11 protein-coding genes are annotated in these 14,934 nt (G+C 49.9%); all 11 read right to left on the bottom strand.

Annotation, left to right across the window (positions count from 1 at the left end; genetic code table 11):
* Nucleotides 1-41 precede the first annotated feature (41 nt).
* The 11 genes from AC27N8_RS02645 to AC27N8_RS02595 all read right to left on the bottom strand — a co-directional run bounded on the left by AC27N8_RS02645 (nucleotide 42) and on the right by AC27N8_RS02595 (nucleotide 14,664).
* Complete coding sequence (locus AC27N8_RS02645) at nucleotides 42-1,766, bottom strand: NAD(P)/FAD-dependent oxidoreductase (RefSeq protein ID WP_487063673.1); 1,725 nt, start codon at nucleotides 1,764-1,766, stop codon at nucleotides 42-44.
* Nucleotides 1,763-3,493, bottom strand: coding sequence for an NAD(P)/FAD-dependent oxidoreductase (locus tag AC27N8_RS02640; RefSeq protein WP_487063671.1), 1,731 nt, complete (start codon nucleotides 3,491-3,493; stop codon nucleotides 1,763-1,765). Before AC27N8_RS02640 ends, AC27N8_RS02645 begins: the two co-directional genes overlap by 4 nt.
* Nucleotides 3,494-3,534: 41 nt before the next feature.
* The gene (locus tag AC27N8_RS02635; RefSeq protein ID WP_487063669.1) at nucleotides 3,535-5,319 is read right to left on the bottom strand and encodes an NAD(P)/FAD-dependent oxidoreductase; all 1,785 of its coding nucleotides are present in this window, start codon (nucleotides 5,317-5,319) and stop codon (nucleotides 3,535-3,537) included.
* A 295-nt stretch (nucleotides 5,320-5,614) separates the two neighbouring features.
* Complete coding sequence (locus tag AC27N8_RS02630; RefSeq protein ID WP_487063667.1) at nucleotides 5,615-6,034, bottom strand: ester cyclase; 420 nt, start codon at nucleotides 6,032-6,034, stop codon at nucleotides 5,615-5,617.
* Nucleotides 6,035-6,124: 90 nt separating this feature from the next.
* On the bottom strand, nucleotides 6,125-6,574 hold the full coding sequence (locus AC27N8_RS02625; protein WP_487063665.1) for a hypothetical protein: 450 nt from the start codon (nucleotides 6,572-6,574) through the stop codon (nucleotides 6,125-6,127).
* A 320-nt stretch (nucleotides 6,575-6,894) separates the two neighbouring features.
* Nucleotides 6,895-7,587, bottom strand: a complete 693-nt coding sequence (locus AC27N8_RS02620; protein WP_487063663.1) for an NAD(P)H-dependent oxidoreductase — start codon at nucleotides 7,585-7,587, stop codon at nucleotides 6,895-6,897.
* Between the two features lie 83 nt (nucleotides 7,588-7,670).
* Nucleotides 7,671-7,988 carry an SCP2 sterol-binding domain-containing protein gene (locus AC27N8_RS02615; RefSeq protein ID WP_487063661.1) on the bottom strand — a complete coding sequence of 106 codons (318 nt, stop codon included), beginning with the start codon at nucleotides 7,986-7,988 and terminating at the stop codon, nucleotides 7,671-7,673.
* 74 nt (nucleotides 7,989-8,062) lie between these two features.
* Nucleotides 8,063-10,120, bottom strand: coding sequence for a GMC family oxidoreductase (locus AC27N8_RS02610; RefSeq protein WP_487063659.1), 2,058 nt, complete (start codon nucleotides 10,118-10,120; stop codon nucleotides 8,063-8,065).
* A 79-nt stretch (nucleotides 10,121-10,199) separates the two neighbouring features.
* Entirely contained in the window at nucleotides 10,200-11,144 is a 945-nt protein-coding gene (locus AC27N8_RS02605) for a DUF1702 family protein (protein ID WP_487063657.1), read from the bottom strand.
* 166 nt (nucleotides 11,145-11,310) lie between these two features.
* Nucleotides 11,311-11,775, bottom strand: coding sequence for a nuclear transport factor 2 family protein (locus AC27N8_RS02600; RefSeq protein WP_487063655.1), 465 nt, complete (start codon nucleotides 11,773-11,775; stop codon nucleotides 11,311-11,313).
* Nucleotides 11,776-12,159: 384 nt separating this feature from the next.
* Nucleotides 12,160-14,664, bottom strand: a complete 2,505-nt coding sequence (locus tag AC27N8_RS02595; RefSeq protein WP_487063653.1) for a LuxR C-terminal-related transcriptional regulator — start codon at nucleotides 14,662-14,664, stop codon at nucleotides 12,160-12,162.
* Nucleotides 14,665-14,934: the final 270 nt, after the last annotated feature.

Raw genomic sequence — 14,934 nt, 5'->3', positions numbered from 1 at the left:
ATGTGTTACTATCTGCCTGGACACTATCAGTATGAGATCCTTCACCTGGTAACCTCCTGCCGCTCTCCGGTATGTCGTCCCAACGTGACCCATCCACTATTGATTGGATATGCTTCCTCTTCAAGCTGATATTTTTTGATCAAATCCTGAAGGTAGGTATCATCGCTCCACTGCTGAAGCTGCTTCTGGATAGCTTCGGATGCTGAAGAAGAGGAGAACGAATCGATAACGGTTCCCACCATTCTTCCAGCCAGGCGCTCAAGAAAATGGACGTTTGCAATGAGTTGAGCTTCGAGCTTGTCATCCGTCAGCTGCTCCGTCATTCCGATATGGAGCCGTTCCATAAAATCAAAATCGTAGTAGCGGATAAACGTGTCTCGTGCATCCCGCGGGGCAATTGCCAGCCAATCAAAGAGAAACTTTTGCACATGCTCACTCAAAATTGAGAAGCGCAAGAGGTTCATCAGAATGGCTGAACTGTCGACGGCATGACGAAACGTGTCATGGAAGTAGAGGAGGCCAGGGACAGCCCAGTAAACGGCTGTATCCCAGACGACTTTGGCGACCATGATCTGGGCATTGCCCATGATCGGATACTGCCCTTTGTAGGTGCTGAGCCACGAACTGGTGAAGATCAGGAATAACTGATTATGCACCGCTGCGCGCTCTTCAACGTCCTCACCATCGAGAGCGTGCATAAGCAGGTCACAGATAAGACCATTGGCGATCGCGATTAAATCACCACCAGGGGAATAAAGCGGGTCCAGCGAAACGCCTGCTTCGCCGGTCAGGCACCAGCGCTGATCAGAAAAGACCTGCTCACAGCTATAGGAGTAATTTTTCATCACGCGGAAATCCTGGATCATCTCTCGATGCTCCTCAACTACCTGTGCGCATTGCGGCTCATGTACATGTAGCCAACCGAGGGCACGCTCGAAGAGATTCATCTCATCGAAATTGTGCATACTGGCATCGGTCACGATACCAACGCTTGTCGAGCCCGAAGATAATGGGATAAGCCAGATCCAGTAGCCTGGACCCATCAAATGATTTGTGCTTAATGCCCGCCTACCTTCGCGAATGCGTCCTCGCCACCGCAGATCATCGGACCATTCATTGATATCAATTGCATGCCTGATACGAAACCAGACAGCATTGGCATTGTGATCAACCTTCTTTGCCAGTCCCAACTGTCTTTGTAGCATGGTACTACGACCACTCGCATCAACCACCCAGCGAGCTTGTATCTCCTGATCCCTTCCAGCATGATGGATACTCAGGTGATGAAATTCCTGCTCTGGCTGTAACGTGACGTGTTGTACCTTGCAGTTATCTAGAAATGTAATCCCGTGACCGAGTAGCTTTTCGCCGAGCACATTTTCCAGTCTCCCACGATCTAACTGATATGTTGCGACGGGGCGGGGTGGAAGTACTGCATGACCAAGCTCGACACGTTGTGCAATATCTTGATTACCATCCACGCTAAAAAACAGGCGCAAGCCATATTTCGGTAATTGTTGCGTTTGCAGGTGCTCACCTAGATCAAGGACATCACGCAGATAGTGGGCAGCGATCTCCACCGTAGACTCGCCAACTTTATGGGCCGCTTCTGGTACAGGATGCTCCTGCTTCTCAAGCACAAGAATCCGTGCTGTCGCCCGCATCTTCTTGAGTTGCAAGGCCAGTGTCAGGCCGGAGATGCCACCACCCAGGATCACGACATCATACTCATTGGTGGATAGTGGCTTTTCTTGCGTGTTACTCATCCAGCGACCTCCTGTTTCTCGCGGTGCTGGTGTCCCAGCGTAATCCAGCTGCTATCGATCGGATTCACTGTGCTATCCTCCTGGTAGGTCTCAAGCAGTTCTGCCAGGAATGGTTCTTCTTTCCAACGTTGGATCTGGTTCTGTGCGGCCTCATCGGTGCGTTCAGATAGCTCAGAGATAACTGTGCTGACGAGTTGACCTGCCAGTTGTTGCAGCAAGCGTGCATTGCTCGCGAACTGAGCATCGAGCTCATCGTCGGGAAGACCTGCAGCCATACCTGTATGAAGATCTACCAGAAAATCGAGCAGCGAATATGGATCGGCGAACGTATCGGTGGCGACAGGCTGATCAAGCTCATGCCACTCACGGAAAAAGGCCTGCACACGGCTATGGAGGTTCCAGCACGTATACAGATTGGCTATAGCAATCGGACTGTCTGAAAGGCGACGAATCTTATCATGGAAGTAAAGGAGTCCAGGGAATGCCCAGTAGATGATCGTATCCCAGATGACTTTAGCGACCATGACTTTGGCATTGCTCATCAGTGGATACTGATGCTGATAGGCCAGCAACCAGACATCCGCAAAGATCAAGAACATCTGACTATGGCCTTCCGCCAGATCTGCAATCTCCTCACCATCCAGATCGCGATTGATCAGATCGCAGGTCAGGCCATTCCCAATTGCTATCAGATCGCCGCCGGAAGAGTAAAGCGGATCAACCGAGACCGCAGCCTCTCCTACGAGCGCCCAGCGATCACCCGAGTAGACCTTTTCACAGCTATAGGAGTAATCCTTCATCACGCGGAAATCTTGCAGGGTGTCCTTCTGCTCCTCGACCACCTGCGCACACTGAGGCTCATGCTCATGCAGCCAGCTGAGGGCACGATCAAAGCGATTCATTTCATCGAAGTTGTGCATACTGGCATCAGTCACGATGCCGATGCTGGTTGAACCAGAGGATAAGGGAATGATCCAGACCCAGTAGCCTGGTCCCATCAGGTGATTTGTGCTTAATGAGCGGCATCCCTCCTCGTTGATACGTGCGTGCCATTGCTCATCCGTTGACCATGCATCAATATCCACTGCATAGTCAAGGCGAAACCAGACGGCATTCGCATGATGGTCAACTTTCTTGGCCAGACCGAGCTGACGTTTCAGCAGCGAGCTACGACCACTGCCATCGACTACCCAGCGAGCCTCGATCTGCTGTTCTTGATCGGCATGTTGCACGCGTAGACGATGCATGCCAGCAGACTCTTGTAAAGCAATCTGTGTCACCTTACTATCATCCTGGAAAAGCACCCCTTGTTTGAGCAGCTCTTCGCCCAGCATATTTTCCAGGCGGCCTCGATCGAGCTGATAGGCCGGAAGCGGAGCATGGGTGATCTGACCATACTCGACGCGGTGAGTAATATCTTGATTGTCTGCGGTGCTAAAGAACATACGCAGGCCAAACTTGCGTAACTGCTGCGTTTGCAAATGCTCTTGCAGTCCCAGGACATCGCGTAGATAATAAGCGGCGACCTCTACGGTGGACTCACCAACCTTATGCGCCGTCTCGGCAACCGGATGTTTACTCTTTTCAATCACGATGATCTTGATCTCGGGGCGTCCTCGTTTGAGTTCCCGTGCCAGTGTTAGACCAGCCATCCCTCCACCAATGATTGCCACATCATAGTGTTGCAGTGTCACTTGAGTGCTCTCTTGATCCACATTATCTTTCATTAAAAGATGCTCCTTTCCACCGTTGTGCTCTACTATGGGCGTTATCTGATAACTTTTTCGCGCTCCTTCTCATGTTTGCCCAACCTTATCCAGCTATTATCGAGCGGGCGCTGTAGGCGTTCACGCTGATAGAGTGCCTGCAACTCCACAATATATGGCTCTGACTGCCAGAGCTGAAGTTGACGTTGGATGTGCTCCTCGGGATTGTCGGCATGGGTCTCGATCACCGTATTGATAATCTCTCCTGCCAGGAGCTCAAACAGGCGTACATTCGCGGAAAATTGAGCTTCCAGAGCGGATGGCGACAATTCTGCGGCCATACCTGTATGGAGCTGGACCATGAAATCGAGCGGCGAATACAGATCAACAAAGGCATCCGCGGCCTCGGGTTGATCCAGTCGATGCCATTCGCGATAAAATGCCTGGACACGGTTGCTGAGCAATGCGATCCGCGATAGGTTAGCTGCGACACCGGGATAATCAGAGATATTGCGAAATGTATCGTGAAAGTAGAGCAATCCAAAGACACCCCAATAGAAAGCCGTATCCCAGATAATCTTTGTCACCATAATCTGAGCGTTATCCATCAATGAGTATTGCTGCTCATAGATGCTTAGCCAGATTTTGGTCAGACTTAAGAATAGTTTGTCACTGACAACAGATCTCCCACGTATATCCTCACCAGCTAAAGACCGGATGACGAGATCGCAGATAAGGCCATTGGCAATCGCGATCAGATCGCTGCCCGGTGAATATAAAGGATCCAGGGATACCGCAGCTTCGCCGGTCAAACACCAGCGATCGTTGGAGAAGACCCGCTGACAACTGTAGGAATAGTTCTTCATGACACGGAAATCCTGGATATCCTCTCGATGGGCTTCGATCACTCGGGCGCATTGCGGCTCATGCTCATGCAACCAGTTGAGGGCACGCTCAAAGAGATTCATCTCATCAAAATTATGCATGTTGGCCTCGGTCACGATGCCAACACTGGTCGAATTTGAGGCGAGACGAATAATCCACACCCAGTAGCCAGGACCCATCAGATGGTTTGTGCTCAGCGCTCGGTCTCCAGTCTTGATACGCTCATGCCAGGCTGCATCATTTGTCCATTCCTTGATATCAATGGGATGATTGATGCGGAACCAGGCAGCATTGGCATGGTGTTGGACCTTCTTCGTCAGACCAAGTTGCCTCTGTAACAAGGTATTACGTCCACTGGCATCAACCATCCAGCGTGCCTGAATCTCACGAACGTTGCCGTCTTCAGAGATCTGGATCTGGTGATGGCTACGCTGTGGCTGAAGCGTAATCTGTTGAATCTTGCCCGTGAGCATTTCGATGCCTTGCTCAGATATTTTTTCGCGCAGTGTATTTTCCAGGCGCCCTCGATCCAACTGATAGGTGGATAATGGAGGAAATAGCGTTGAACCCAGTTCGACACGTCGGGCAATATCTTGATTGTCTTCGGTACTGAAGAACATACGCAATCCAAACTTGCGCAATTGTTGTGTATTGAGATGATCCTCTAACCCGAGTACATCACGCAGATAGCGAGCGGCAATCTCAACTGTGGACTCGCCAACTTTATGGGCAGCTTCGGGAACAGGATATTGTTGCTTCTCTACAACGATGATACGCGTGGCCGGACGGGCCTGTTTTATTTGCAGAGCAAGTGTCAAACCGGAGAGGCCACCACCCAGAATTACCACATCATAGAGGCTGGCGTCTGTATCTGCTAACGTTCTTTGCTCTTGTAACTGCTGGAGGAGAAGTGCGCGCTTTGCCGCTGGCAGCGCGGCAATACGATTCAGGACATCACTCATAGAAACCTTCCTTGCAGTAGTTCTACCGCTACAATACGTAAGTGAGACGCACTACTGGTAACCGGCAGCTCCTATGAAAAACAAGCTACCCAGCATACTGGCTATAGAAATCTGTCGTTGAAACCAATCCGGAAGCTGTATTTGTCCTCCATTCGCGTCTGGAAGACAAACACAGATCTTCCCATGCTACTCTCACAAATGTCTTTTCATCCTCTCTCTGTATGCGTATTTTCGATCAATGCAAACAGTAAGCAAAGGAACGGTCATCTGCGAGTAACATCATTGCTGACAGCGATTATTTCGGGGCCGGAATAGCACCGAGTTGTAGCGCCAGACTAAAGATATCGGAATTGAACCAATCTTCAATCACTTTTCCATCTGCAATCTGGCTGACCGAAATTCCTGTCATCATCACCTGTTTACCGGTTGCGGGCAAGCCCCTCCACTCCCTGGAATGCGTTCCACGGACAGTGAAGCGGCAGACCGCCTTATCGCCTTCATTGATGACATCATCGACTGTAAAGTTGAGATCCGGGAAGATGGCACAAAGGCCAGTCAGGTATTTTCTATAATCATCACGGCTATGAACCTGAGGGGTATCAGGATCATGGCGAATGTAGGTAGAGGCATAGATTTGATCAATGGCCTCAAGGTTTTTTTCATTGATTATTTCTAAGCAACGACGTGCAAGTGCTTTGTTCTCTTCTGATGACATAGGTATTCTCCTTTGAACAGGTGTAACACGACGCGTATAAAAATGGGACAACGATACGTGATGCTCTAGAACGAGCCTGGAGCGACCGGGCTACTGAACGGCCGCTGGTTTGACGGCTTCCCAGTACTCATTGGGCAATACAGTCGCGGCCGACATCATCATCTCTTTCAGAATGAGAGCCCCAACCTGAAGCGGTCGCACATAACTTACGACTGTGTGGATAAGCCCATCCTCGCCCTCGGTAATGGCTGTGGAGCCCTCAAGTGTGAACGTACGGCCATCTGATCCCTGGATTTTCCCTTCCCATAGAAGCAGAGTTGTATGCTGGTCATCGGTAAACTCATGCGTGTATTTGGGATATCCGCCAGAGCGCATATACACTTCGTTGATGAAGCGCAGGGTAAGCTTTTTATCATGCAACTGTTTGAGTAGATATGGACCATAAAAGGTAACATCAGGCGCAAAGAGAGCCTCAAATTCTGGTGTGTTGATACCGCTTTCACCTTGTTCGGTGAGAACAGCGAAACGATGGTGTGACATTGATAACCTCCTCATTAACTCTGTAATAGGACGATGGGTACATCCCACGTTCATGCTTTCACACTGCCCCGGCCCTTCACAGAGTGGGGCTTTCGAAATGGCCATCCCAGGCTTTGTCGAAATGCCAGTTTCCATAGAAAACTTTTCGTGTGCGATTGTGTCTGTTTCAGCTTGCATTTCTTGCTTTAAGTATAGGATCAAGCTTCCCGAACAGAGACCGTCAGAACTGAGGAACTCTCCAGGAGAGATATGATCTGCTCCTTCTCCTCAGAATAGGGGGATGAGATGCATCTCCTCTATCAGGCACGTTGATGCAGTTGTCAGTGACTGGCTCCCTCTGAAGCCATCTCAGGTTGGTTCATCGTGGGAGCCTTGTGGTACCATTCGCGAGCGATAGCGCGCACCTGCTCGATGGATTCTTCCAGCATACGAGCTTTGACGTTTTCTTTTTTTGAGGGACTCATTCCTTCACCCAGAACACCGCGTATATCCGAAAATCCCATGAACGTAAACTCAATCCTGGCAAGCGACATGGCATGCTCATAGGTAGGTCCAAACAAGCTCCCAACCGTTCCGTCTCCACTACTATAAGTACCAAAGCCTGTCATTAAAGTCAGCGCTTTTTTTCCTGTCATTAAGCCAAGGAATGCACCCTGCGGATTCGGCTTGAAGGTGTCGCCATGCAGCATAACGGAATCGAACCATGCTTTTACGGTCGCAGGGAGCGAAAAATTATAGATAGGGGTCGCGAGGACGAGCACGTCGCAGGCTTTGAGTTGTGCCGTCATGCGATCCATCTTAGTCAGTGCTTCAATCGGGGTATCCCTTGGAATCATTCCAGTAATACGCCCGAAGTACCCTTCCAGTGCTTCAATTGAAAACAGATCGGGTACATCACGACAGAGATCAAGCTCCTCAATTTCCGAGTCAGAGACCTCTTCAAGAAATGCATCGAGCATTTTTTTTGTGCGCGATCTTGTGTTAGGCAGATACTTCACAACGAGGGTTTTCATTGGATGGCTCCTTTCCCAGGGCTCAAAAACATGTGTTTAAGACGTTATCAATGAGAAGCTCTTGCATGTATGCATAGGGTGCTTCACAGCGGGAAGAATTGAGGTACTCTAATCGCCAGGGTTAGATCACCCGATACTTTGAGCTTGCCCGTCATAAAGGCTTTGGTAGAGTCCAACTTTCCTTCAGCGATATCGAGCCAGATTTTACTCGTCGTTGTAAATGTAGCGTCAGGCTTTTCGACACCGCCTGGAATCAGCTGGCCATTCCCATCGGCGATCTGAAAGGCCCAGACACCTGGATCATCTCCAGTAATATTCCATTGAAGCGTTTTGCTGATCCCGGCGGCGGCTGAAGGGTTAAATTTCTCAGGCATGGCTTCAAAGAGTTCAGTAATGGTCATGAGTATCATCTCCTTTACTATGAGATAGAGAAAACTAGCAAGAATGGATCGGAGCACTCGTTACTGCAAACTGTTTACTGCACCTCCTGCTTGATATACTGGCTGGCTTTATGGGCCAGGGCCATGATCGAGAGCATGGGATTCACTCCACATGCATTTGGAAAAACACTGCTATCGCAGACAAAAAGCCCTTTAATGCCATGCACCTGCTGGTGTTCGTCAGTGACCGAGCTTTGAGGTGTGGCCCCCATACGACAGGTCCCCATCTGATGAGCAGAGAACATCACAATCTGGTTGGGATTTAGACCACGCCGTGCGATCAAGCGATCAAATTTATGGAGCTGCTGTCTTTGCAGCTTCTCCTGATCTGAGCGTTTCAGATCGGTTGGTTTATTCTGGAGCGATATAACCCGCTCCGCGCCAGCAGCGAGGTGAATACGTGTCCCTTGACGAAGTCCATGTAAGAGATGTTTACGATCATACGCGGAGACCGTATAGTCTATGATGGGTTCACCGGAACGATCGATGGTTACGGTTCCTTCTCCTCGGTCACGGGTGAGGACGATGACTGAGGCAAAATGGGAGACTCTGGTCATTTCATCTCGATAATCACGTGCCGAATACCAGGGTGTCGCTAACCCAAAGAGGCCAGGATGGGTAGGGGCAACCTCTAACGCATAGCCATAGTTTTTATCCAACTGCATAAAGTGGTCGGAATATGCTGACTGTAATACTCCTTGCCAGGCATAGACCTTTTCGGGATAGACACCAACACTTACGGCTGTGGGATGTAGATGCAGGTGGCGTCCAATATGTGGATTTTCTAGTCCCGAACGAAGCAGAATAGCCGGAGAGTAGAGCGCACCAGCCGCTACAACCACCGTGCCTGCACGTACCGTGATGCGATGTGTCTTTCCACTTTCTACATCATAGACACTGGCTTTGGCACCAACCGCTCGTCCCTGTTCCAGGAGCACTTTTTCTACGTCACACTGCACCAGCATGCGTGCTCCATGATTGTATGCATCCTGCAAATAGGTCTTCAGCGTTGACTGACTGCACCCATAGCGGCAGCCGAGATTGCAGGAGCCACAGCGCTGCTCACAACCAATCGCATTGCGGGGAACAACGTCTACTTGATAACCGAGGGCAGCTGCACCATCAAAGAGCAGTTGATTCTGGCGATTATGTTGGCTCTGTCCCGTGTTGACGCTGATACGCTGCTCAACGGCGGCAAAGCTCTGCTGTAATGTGTCAGTAGTGAAGCATGAGCGAAGTCCAGAACATTGCTCCCATTCTGCCAACACCGTATCTGGTGTACGTAAGGAGGTCATCCAGTTGACGACAGTGCCCCCGCCAAGTGTACTCCCGGCCAACATAATCACACCCAGATCTCTTGTAGCCAGTGCGCCTCGCTTCAAGAAAAGTTCCGGCATCGCCTGCGCTTCTTGCCCGCTAAAGTTTCCCTCGTGGTTATAGCCTCCTTTCTCCAACACAATGACCCGCTTTCCCATCCTGGCGAGCTCGGCAGCAACCACGCTACCACCCGCACCAGAACCGATCACGACGACATCAGCCTCCAGCGTCATATCCTTTGAGATGACCAGAGGATCAATCGTCGGTGCGACGGCAGGCGGCGGCGGCGGTGGAGTGAAGTCCAGAACAGGCCAACCAGGATTAGTTCCCTGATCGTCGATGGCCGAGAAATAGACCAGACCGGCGAGACGTTTCAATCCCTGGTAGCCCTGACGAAACGGCCCAATGGGACTGTTTGCCAGCGCCATCAGGTAGCGTTCCCGCCGCTCCTGGGGAAGATCGATAAAACGGCGTGCACGTCCAGCCAGCAGCAGGCCAATCGGTGGAGCAGAAAACAATGATAAAAAACGATGAATATCTGCCTGTACCGCCGGACTTTCCTGACCAAGCTTCTCGGCGATCGCTTGCGCTACATGCAAATCACGGGCACTTCTTTGATAATATGCCCTGACCGTTTCAGTGCACCCCTCCGGCGGTTCCAATGCAGGAAGCATGGTCTCACAGATCGCTTCGAGGAGCGTAAACTCCTTTGAGGTGAGCCAATCTGTGCCACTGTGCTCTGTCATGTTTCCAGGCATAGACGATGTGATGGTCATAATACAAAGATACCTCCATGGCTGGCAGACTGGATGTTTTGTCATCCAGACGACTACAAAACTATGCTTGATGCCGGCTTTATCGAACGTCAATCTCATGTGGCTCTTGCTGAGGCATTAGCTCCATAAGCTGTGTCATAATGCGCTCACGCCAGAGCTTATGATGCAAAGCTATATCTCCGGCTGGCATATGCTCCAGGGCCTCATTTGCAATGCGCGCCACCGTTTCTCCAGAGAGGCCACAAAAAACCTGGCATGCCATTTCTGTCTGCGGTGTAATGTATCCAAAGCCATGGCGTCTCTTGGCTGCAAGAGCACCAGCTAAAGCTAGCTGAGGTTTGTGGGGAGCCGCCGCCGCCCATAACCGTTCAAGTTCTTGATATTCCATTGGACGACCGGCATAGGCACAGGCAAAGCCAGTACCATTCCAAAGATCAGCCTGTCGTTCATCTGGAAAGGACGCGATCGTAGCAATCACCTGTGCTACATTTTCAGCGGAAGTAAACCAGATACTTCTTCCTAGCCCCTGGTCAAAGACGCGACGTGCATAGCTGGAAAGATGTACAGGAACTTTTTGATCCTCCAGAAAGCGCTGCCGGGAGAAGAAACCTTTATAGAAACCATAGCCATCCACCACCATCCAGCGGAATACCGGGTGATCCAGTCGTGCCATAAACCTCTCGATGCGCCGACCACCGATGCGTCCAAACGCCAGTCCCACACCAATATAGATAGGGATGACGTATGGAGCTCCTGGACCACGCACGAATGCCTGGATACGCTTGCGCCAGGGCAAAAAGTAGTCAAATACCGTTAACCCCAGCCCTACTCCCTCATAAGCAAACCCTCGCCACGCCACCTCAATTTCGTTTAAACGAGGAACGAGGAACTCAAAACGATCATCTTCAAGCGTCGCACGAAACCCCTGCATCACGACCATCACAACTTTCTGATCGGTGCCTGTTGTTTTAGGCACAGAACGCAGTATCGATGTACGCAGAAATCGGAGCAAAGAAAAGGTCACGGTTTCGCCTCCTTTCGCTGATAGATACCCGGTAGCAAAGCTCTCAATGCTCTGTGGTCCGTTGCTACCGAACAACACCGGGGCGGTCAAAATACCTATGCTGCATTTTGACCGCCCCGATGCTATCCAATCCCCATGGCAAAGAAACGCATAGGAATACAAACAGTTAGCCTTTATTGGTCAAAAGAGAGGGATCTCCAGCGAAGCCTTCGGGCGAAGCTTCCCAGTAAGCTTTTGGCAACTTGGCACCAGCAGATGCAAACAGGAATTCGCGCAGGAAAACGACAACTTGCTGCGGACGCAGATAACTTTTTGCCGAGTGGATCAGTCCATTTTCATCGAACGTCAGAACCATGGTTCCCTGAACTTCATAGCCATGGACGCGGCCCTGTGAACGCCAGAGCAGAACAATAATATTCTGACCGTCCGTAAACTGATGAGTATATTTTGGGTACCCAACATTTTTAAAAGCCTCAGTAAGGAATTGTAAGGTGAGCGACTTACCTTCCAGATGTTTGACCAGGAAGGGGCTATGGAGCTCTGCATCAGGAGCAAAAAGTGCTTTAAACTCTGGCGATTGTACTCCACTGTCACCCTGTTCGGTGAGAACAGCAAAACGATGATATGACATGATAACCTCCTCATTAACTACATGCTAGGGTGATGGACATTGATCTGTTTTTGACTTCCCATACGCTGCGCTTGCATCTCCTGTCATGCTCTGTACTCAAGAGCACCAAATTGACAGTTTATCATCACCTGTCGGAAAGGGGATAGCGCACCTGTCTTTTACGTCTCGCACCACCTGCCCTCAGTATAGTATCCAAAAGCCAAACGGGTATCGTCAGAACTGAGGAACTTGTAGAAAGAGAACGATCTGTGCGTCCTGCTTAGAATTGGGGGCATGAGCAGAAACGGCAAGAGGCAAAAAGGAAGAAGTGTTATCAGCACTGGTAACACTTCTCCATCTAGCGAATTGAGAGCACCTCTTTGTGCATGCAGGCATAGATAGCGATCATACCAGGTTGTGCTCGATAGCGAAACGCGTCGCAGCACTACGTGAAGAGATGCCCAGCTTGCTATAAATCGCACGGATATGTGAATTAACCGTCACCAGACTGATGCCGAGTCGCTTGGCGATTAATGCGCTACTCAATGCCTGGGCCAGCAAGGCCAGAACCTCGTTTTCACGCGGCGTTAATTCATCCGAGTAAGCCAGTGTGACACTCTCTGAAGCGGCATACGTCACATGTTTTTGCTCAGCCTGCGGCTTCACAAGCAATTGCTCTACCGTCATGGCCTGTCCTTCGTTCCAGGCATCGATAAAGTCCTGCTCTGCAAGCCGTGTATAGACCGTCTCCAAAACCTGGGCGTAGAGCAGGTGCGTGCGCAGAATAATGGATAACCATGCGCGTGACTTCAGGTCAGAAAGTCCATCTCCCCGATGATAAAGAGACTTGGCTTTTCCCCATAAACGGGCAGACCATTTGTATTGCTTCTGAAACGCCGCAACCGCTCCCAGGCCTACCAGGCAGACAGCAAGAGACGAGGACGCATCGATCTTGAGTGTGTTTCTTGTGATAGTCATCGTCTCCTCATACAAAGATTGCACGTCGTCGTTATATCCCTGTGCCTCGGCGAAGAGCGCACAGGCATGCACCGCTCTGATCATTGTATAGAGTTCGCCCGTCTGTCGACTCAGTTTGAGCCCTTTTCTGCCTACAGCATAGGCATTACGAATATCCCCCTGAAAATAGTAACTATAAGCCAGAATCAGGAAAGCCTCAGCCAGCAGCCAGGTGTTGGGTGTTTTAGATAATGCCTGTACACTTTCTTTTGCGGCCGTGTAAGCGTCTTCATATTGCCCCTGTAATAAGGACCCGATGCCCTGGGTAATAAGCACCCAGGCACATCCACGTGTATTATTGGTTGTCCTAAAAAGGTGCAGTGAGGTATCAGCAAATCTATCCGCCTCATCCCAGCGGCTGCGATAGTAGCTGAGCATTGAGGCGGTATGCATTGCTTGCGCTTTTGTGTTCGTCTTTATCGTTGTCGTACTATGTTTACTGCATTCTAGTGCCTGGCTGATCCAACTGTGGCCTTCCAAAATAGAGCTTTGCAGCCAGAAGGCCCAGAGAGCCGCGCTGATATCTAATGCTCGTTCAGCATCCTGCGATTGAAGAAACCAGTGAAAGGCTGCTCGCAAATTTTCGAATTCGCCCTCGATCCATGCCACCCATTGTGGTGATCCCCCATTCATCACTTTTACTTCGAGCGTTTTTGCCAGAGCCAAATAGTATTCAGCATGCATCTGACGTGTTATCGCTTCCTCATCGCTATCCCGCAATCGCTCCAGCACATATTCGCGAATGGTTTCCAGCATAATGAAACGTTGCTCGTGTGTGTGCGATTGCCCTTCGCTTTGCAATAAGCTCTGATTCAACAGTGATGCAACTACATTTAAGATCGGTTCATCCTGCTGACCAAGCATATCGCTGCTGATAGCTTCGATGGCCTGGAGGGAACATCCTTCCACAAATACAGAAAGGCGTCGGATAAGTCGTTGCTCCTCTGGTGTGAGCAGATCATAGCTCCACTCGATCGTCTTGCTGAGAGTACGTTGTCGTCCCGGAGCATCACGAGGTCCATCAGTCAAGAGGGAAAGTCGATGATCCAACCGCTTGAGTAAGCTCAGTGGAGAAAAAAGCTTCATACGAGCAGCCGCCAGTTCAAGAGCCAGGGGCAGACCATCGAGATAGACACAGATCCTGGCAATCGCGGGGGCATTACGACTCGTCAACACAAAATCGGGGCGTACCGTTTGCACGCGCTGTAAAAAAAGCGCAACAGCGGCTACTTGAGAGAGATCCTCGCAGGGAAGAAGATGGGTGATATCAGGCAACTCCAGAGGTGTAACATAGAATTCCTGTTCCTCCAATAGCCCCAGCACAATTCGGCTTGTCACCAGGATCTTTAACTGCGGACAAACAACGAGGAGATCCCGTAATAATGGGGCGGCAACAGTAACACGTTCGAAATTATCAAGAATCAAGAGAAAGCGCTTATTTCCGATCGCGGTCTGTATCTGGGTGAGTGGGTCATCATTTTGCCTTTCCATAAGACCCAGCGCCTGTGCGATAGCTGGAAACACCAGATCAGCATGGCTAATTGGGACGAGAGAGACAAAACAACTTCCGTCGACAAATAGCTCACCTACCTGGTTGGATGTGTGTAGCGCAAGACGAGTTTTGCCGACACCACCAGGTCCAGTCAAGGTCAACAAACGTACTTCCGGCTGTTGCAGAAGGGTACTGATAGTTTCTACATCTTGTTGGCGTCCTACCAATGGCAGAAGAGAAACTGGAAGATTTTGCTTCAGAAACGCTACATCTGTCTGCGTACGTGTGATGATCTTGTTTTCAGATAAGAGAGGCTGGCTTACCTTTCTTTGGGTCGATACTGTGGTATGAGGTTTGTTCACCAAGGTTCGAAATGAGTTGCCAGACAGCTTGTTCTTCATAAATCGTCCCCCACGAATGAGATGCAAAGATCTGTCAACGAAGAGAATCAGTATGCTCTATTTTTCTCTATCAGCTTGAACTCCATCAACCACCTTGCTGGCAGCGGGTAAAGATAAAATATGATTCTCTCCTATTAGTTTACTTCTCATCTCACTATTCCGTTTCAATTTAAAAATTATTATTTGACGCATTCTATCTGCATAAGATGTGATGAAAACATTTATAAGTCTAATTTATTCCAATGGAACATTTGTACTTGATGTTCTCAT

It is taken from the genome of Dictyobacter sp. Z7_2 (assembly GCF_057551105.1).
This window is presented reverse-complemented; position numbering and strand designations above follow the sequence as displayed.

Coding starts and splice junctions, on each gene's coding strand:
- AC27N8_RS02595 (WP_487063653.1), bottom strand. CDS start 14,664: ATGAAGAACAAGCTGTCTGGCAACTCATTTCGAACCTTGGTGAACAAA.
- AC27N8_RS02615 (WP_487063661.1), bottom strand. CDS start 7,988: ATGACCATTACTGAACTCTTTGAAGCCATGCCTGAGAAATTTAACCCT.
- AC27N8_RS02625 (WP_487063665.1), bottom strand. CDS start 6,574: ATGTCACACCATCGTTTCGCTGTTCTCACCGAACAAGGTGAAAGCGGT.
- AC27N8_RS02635 (WP_487063669.1), bottom strand. CDS start 5,319: ATGAGTGATGTCCTGAATCGTATTGCCGCGCTGCCAGCGGCAAAGCGC.
- AC27N8_RS02640 (WP_487063671.1), bottom strand. CDS start 3,493: ATGAAAGATAATGTGGATCAAGAGAGCACTCAAGTGACACTGCAACAC.
- AC27N8_RS02620 (WP_487063663.1), bottom strand. CDS start 7,587: ATGAAAACCCTCGTTGTGAAGTATCTGCCTAACACAAGATCGCGCACA.
- AC27N8_RS02630 (WP_487063667.1), bottom strand. CDS start 6,034: ATGTCATCAGAAGAGAACAAAGCACTTGCACGTCGTTGCTTAGAAATA.
- AC27N8_RS02645 (WP_487063673.1), bottom strand. CDS start 1,766: ATGAGTAACACGCAAGAAAAGCCACTATCCACCAATGAGTATGATGTC.
- AC27N8_RS02610 (WP_487063659.1), bottom strand. CDS start 10,120: ATGACCATCACATCGTCTATGCCTGGAAACATGACAGAGCACAGTGGC.
- AC27N8_RS02600 (WP_487063655.1), bottom strand. CDS start 11,775: ATGTCATATCATCGTTTTGCTGTTCTCACCGAACAGGGTGACAGTGGA.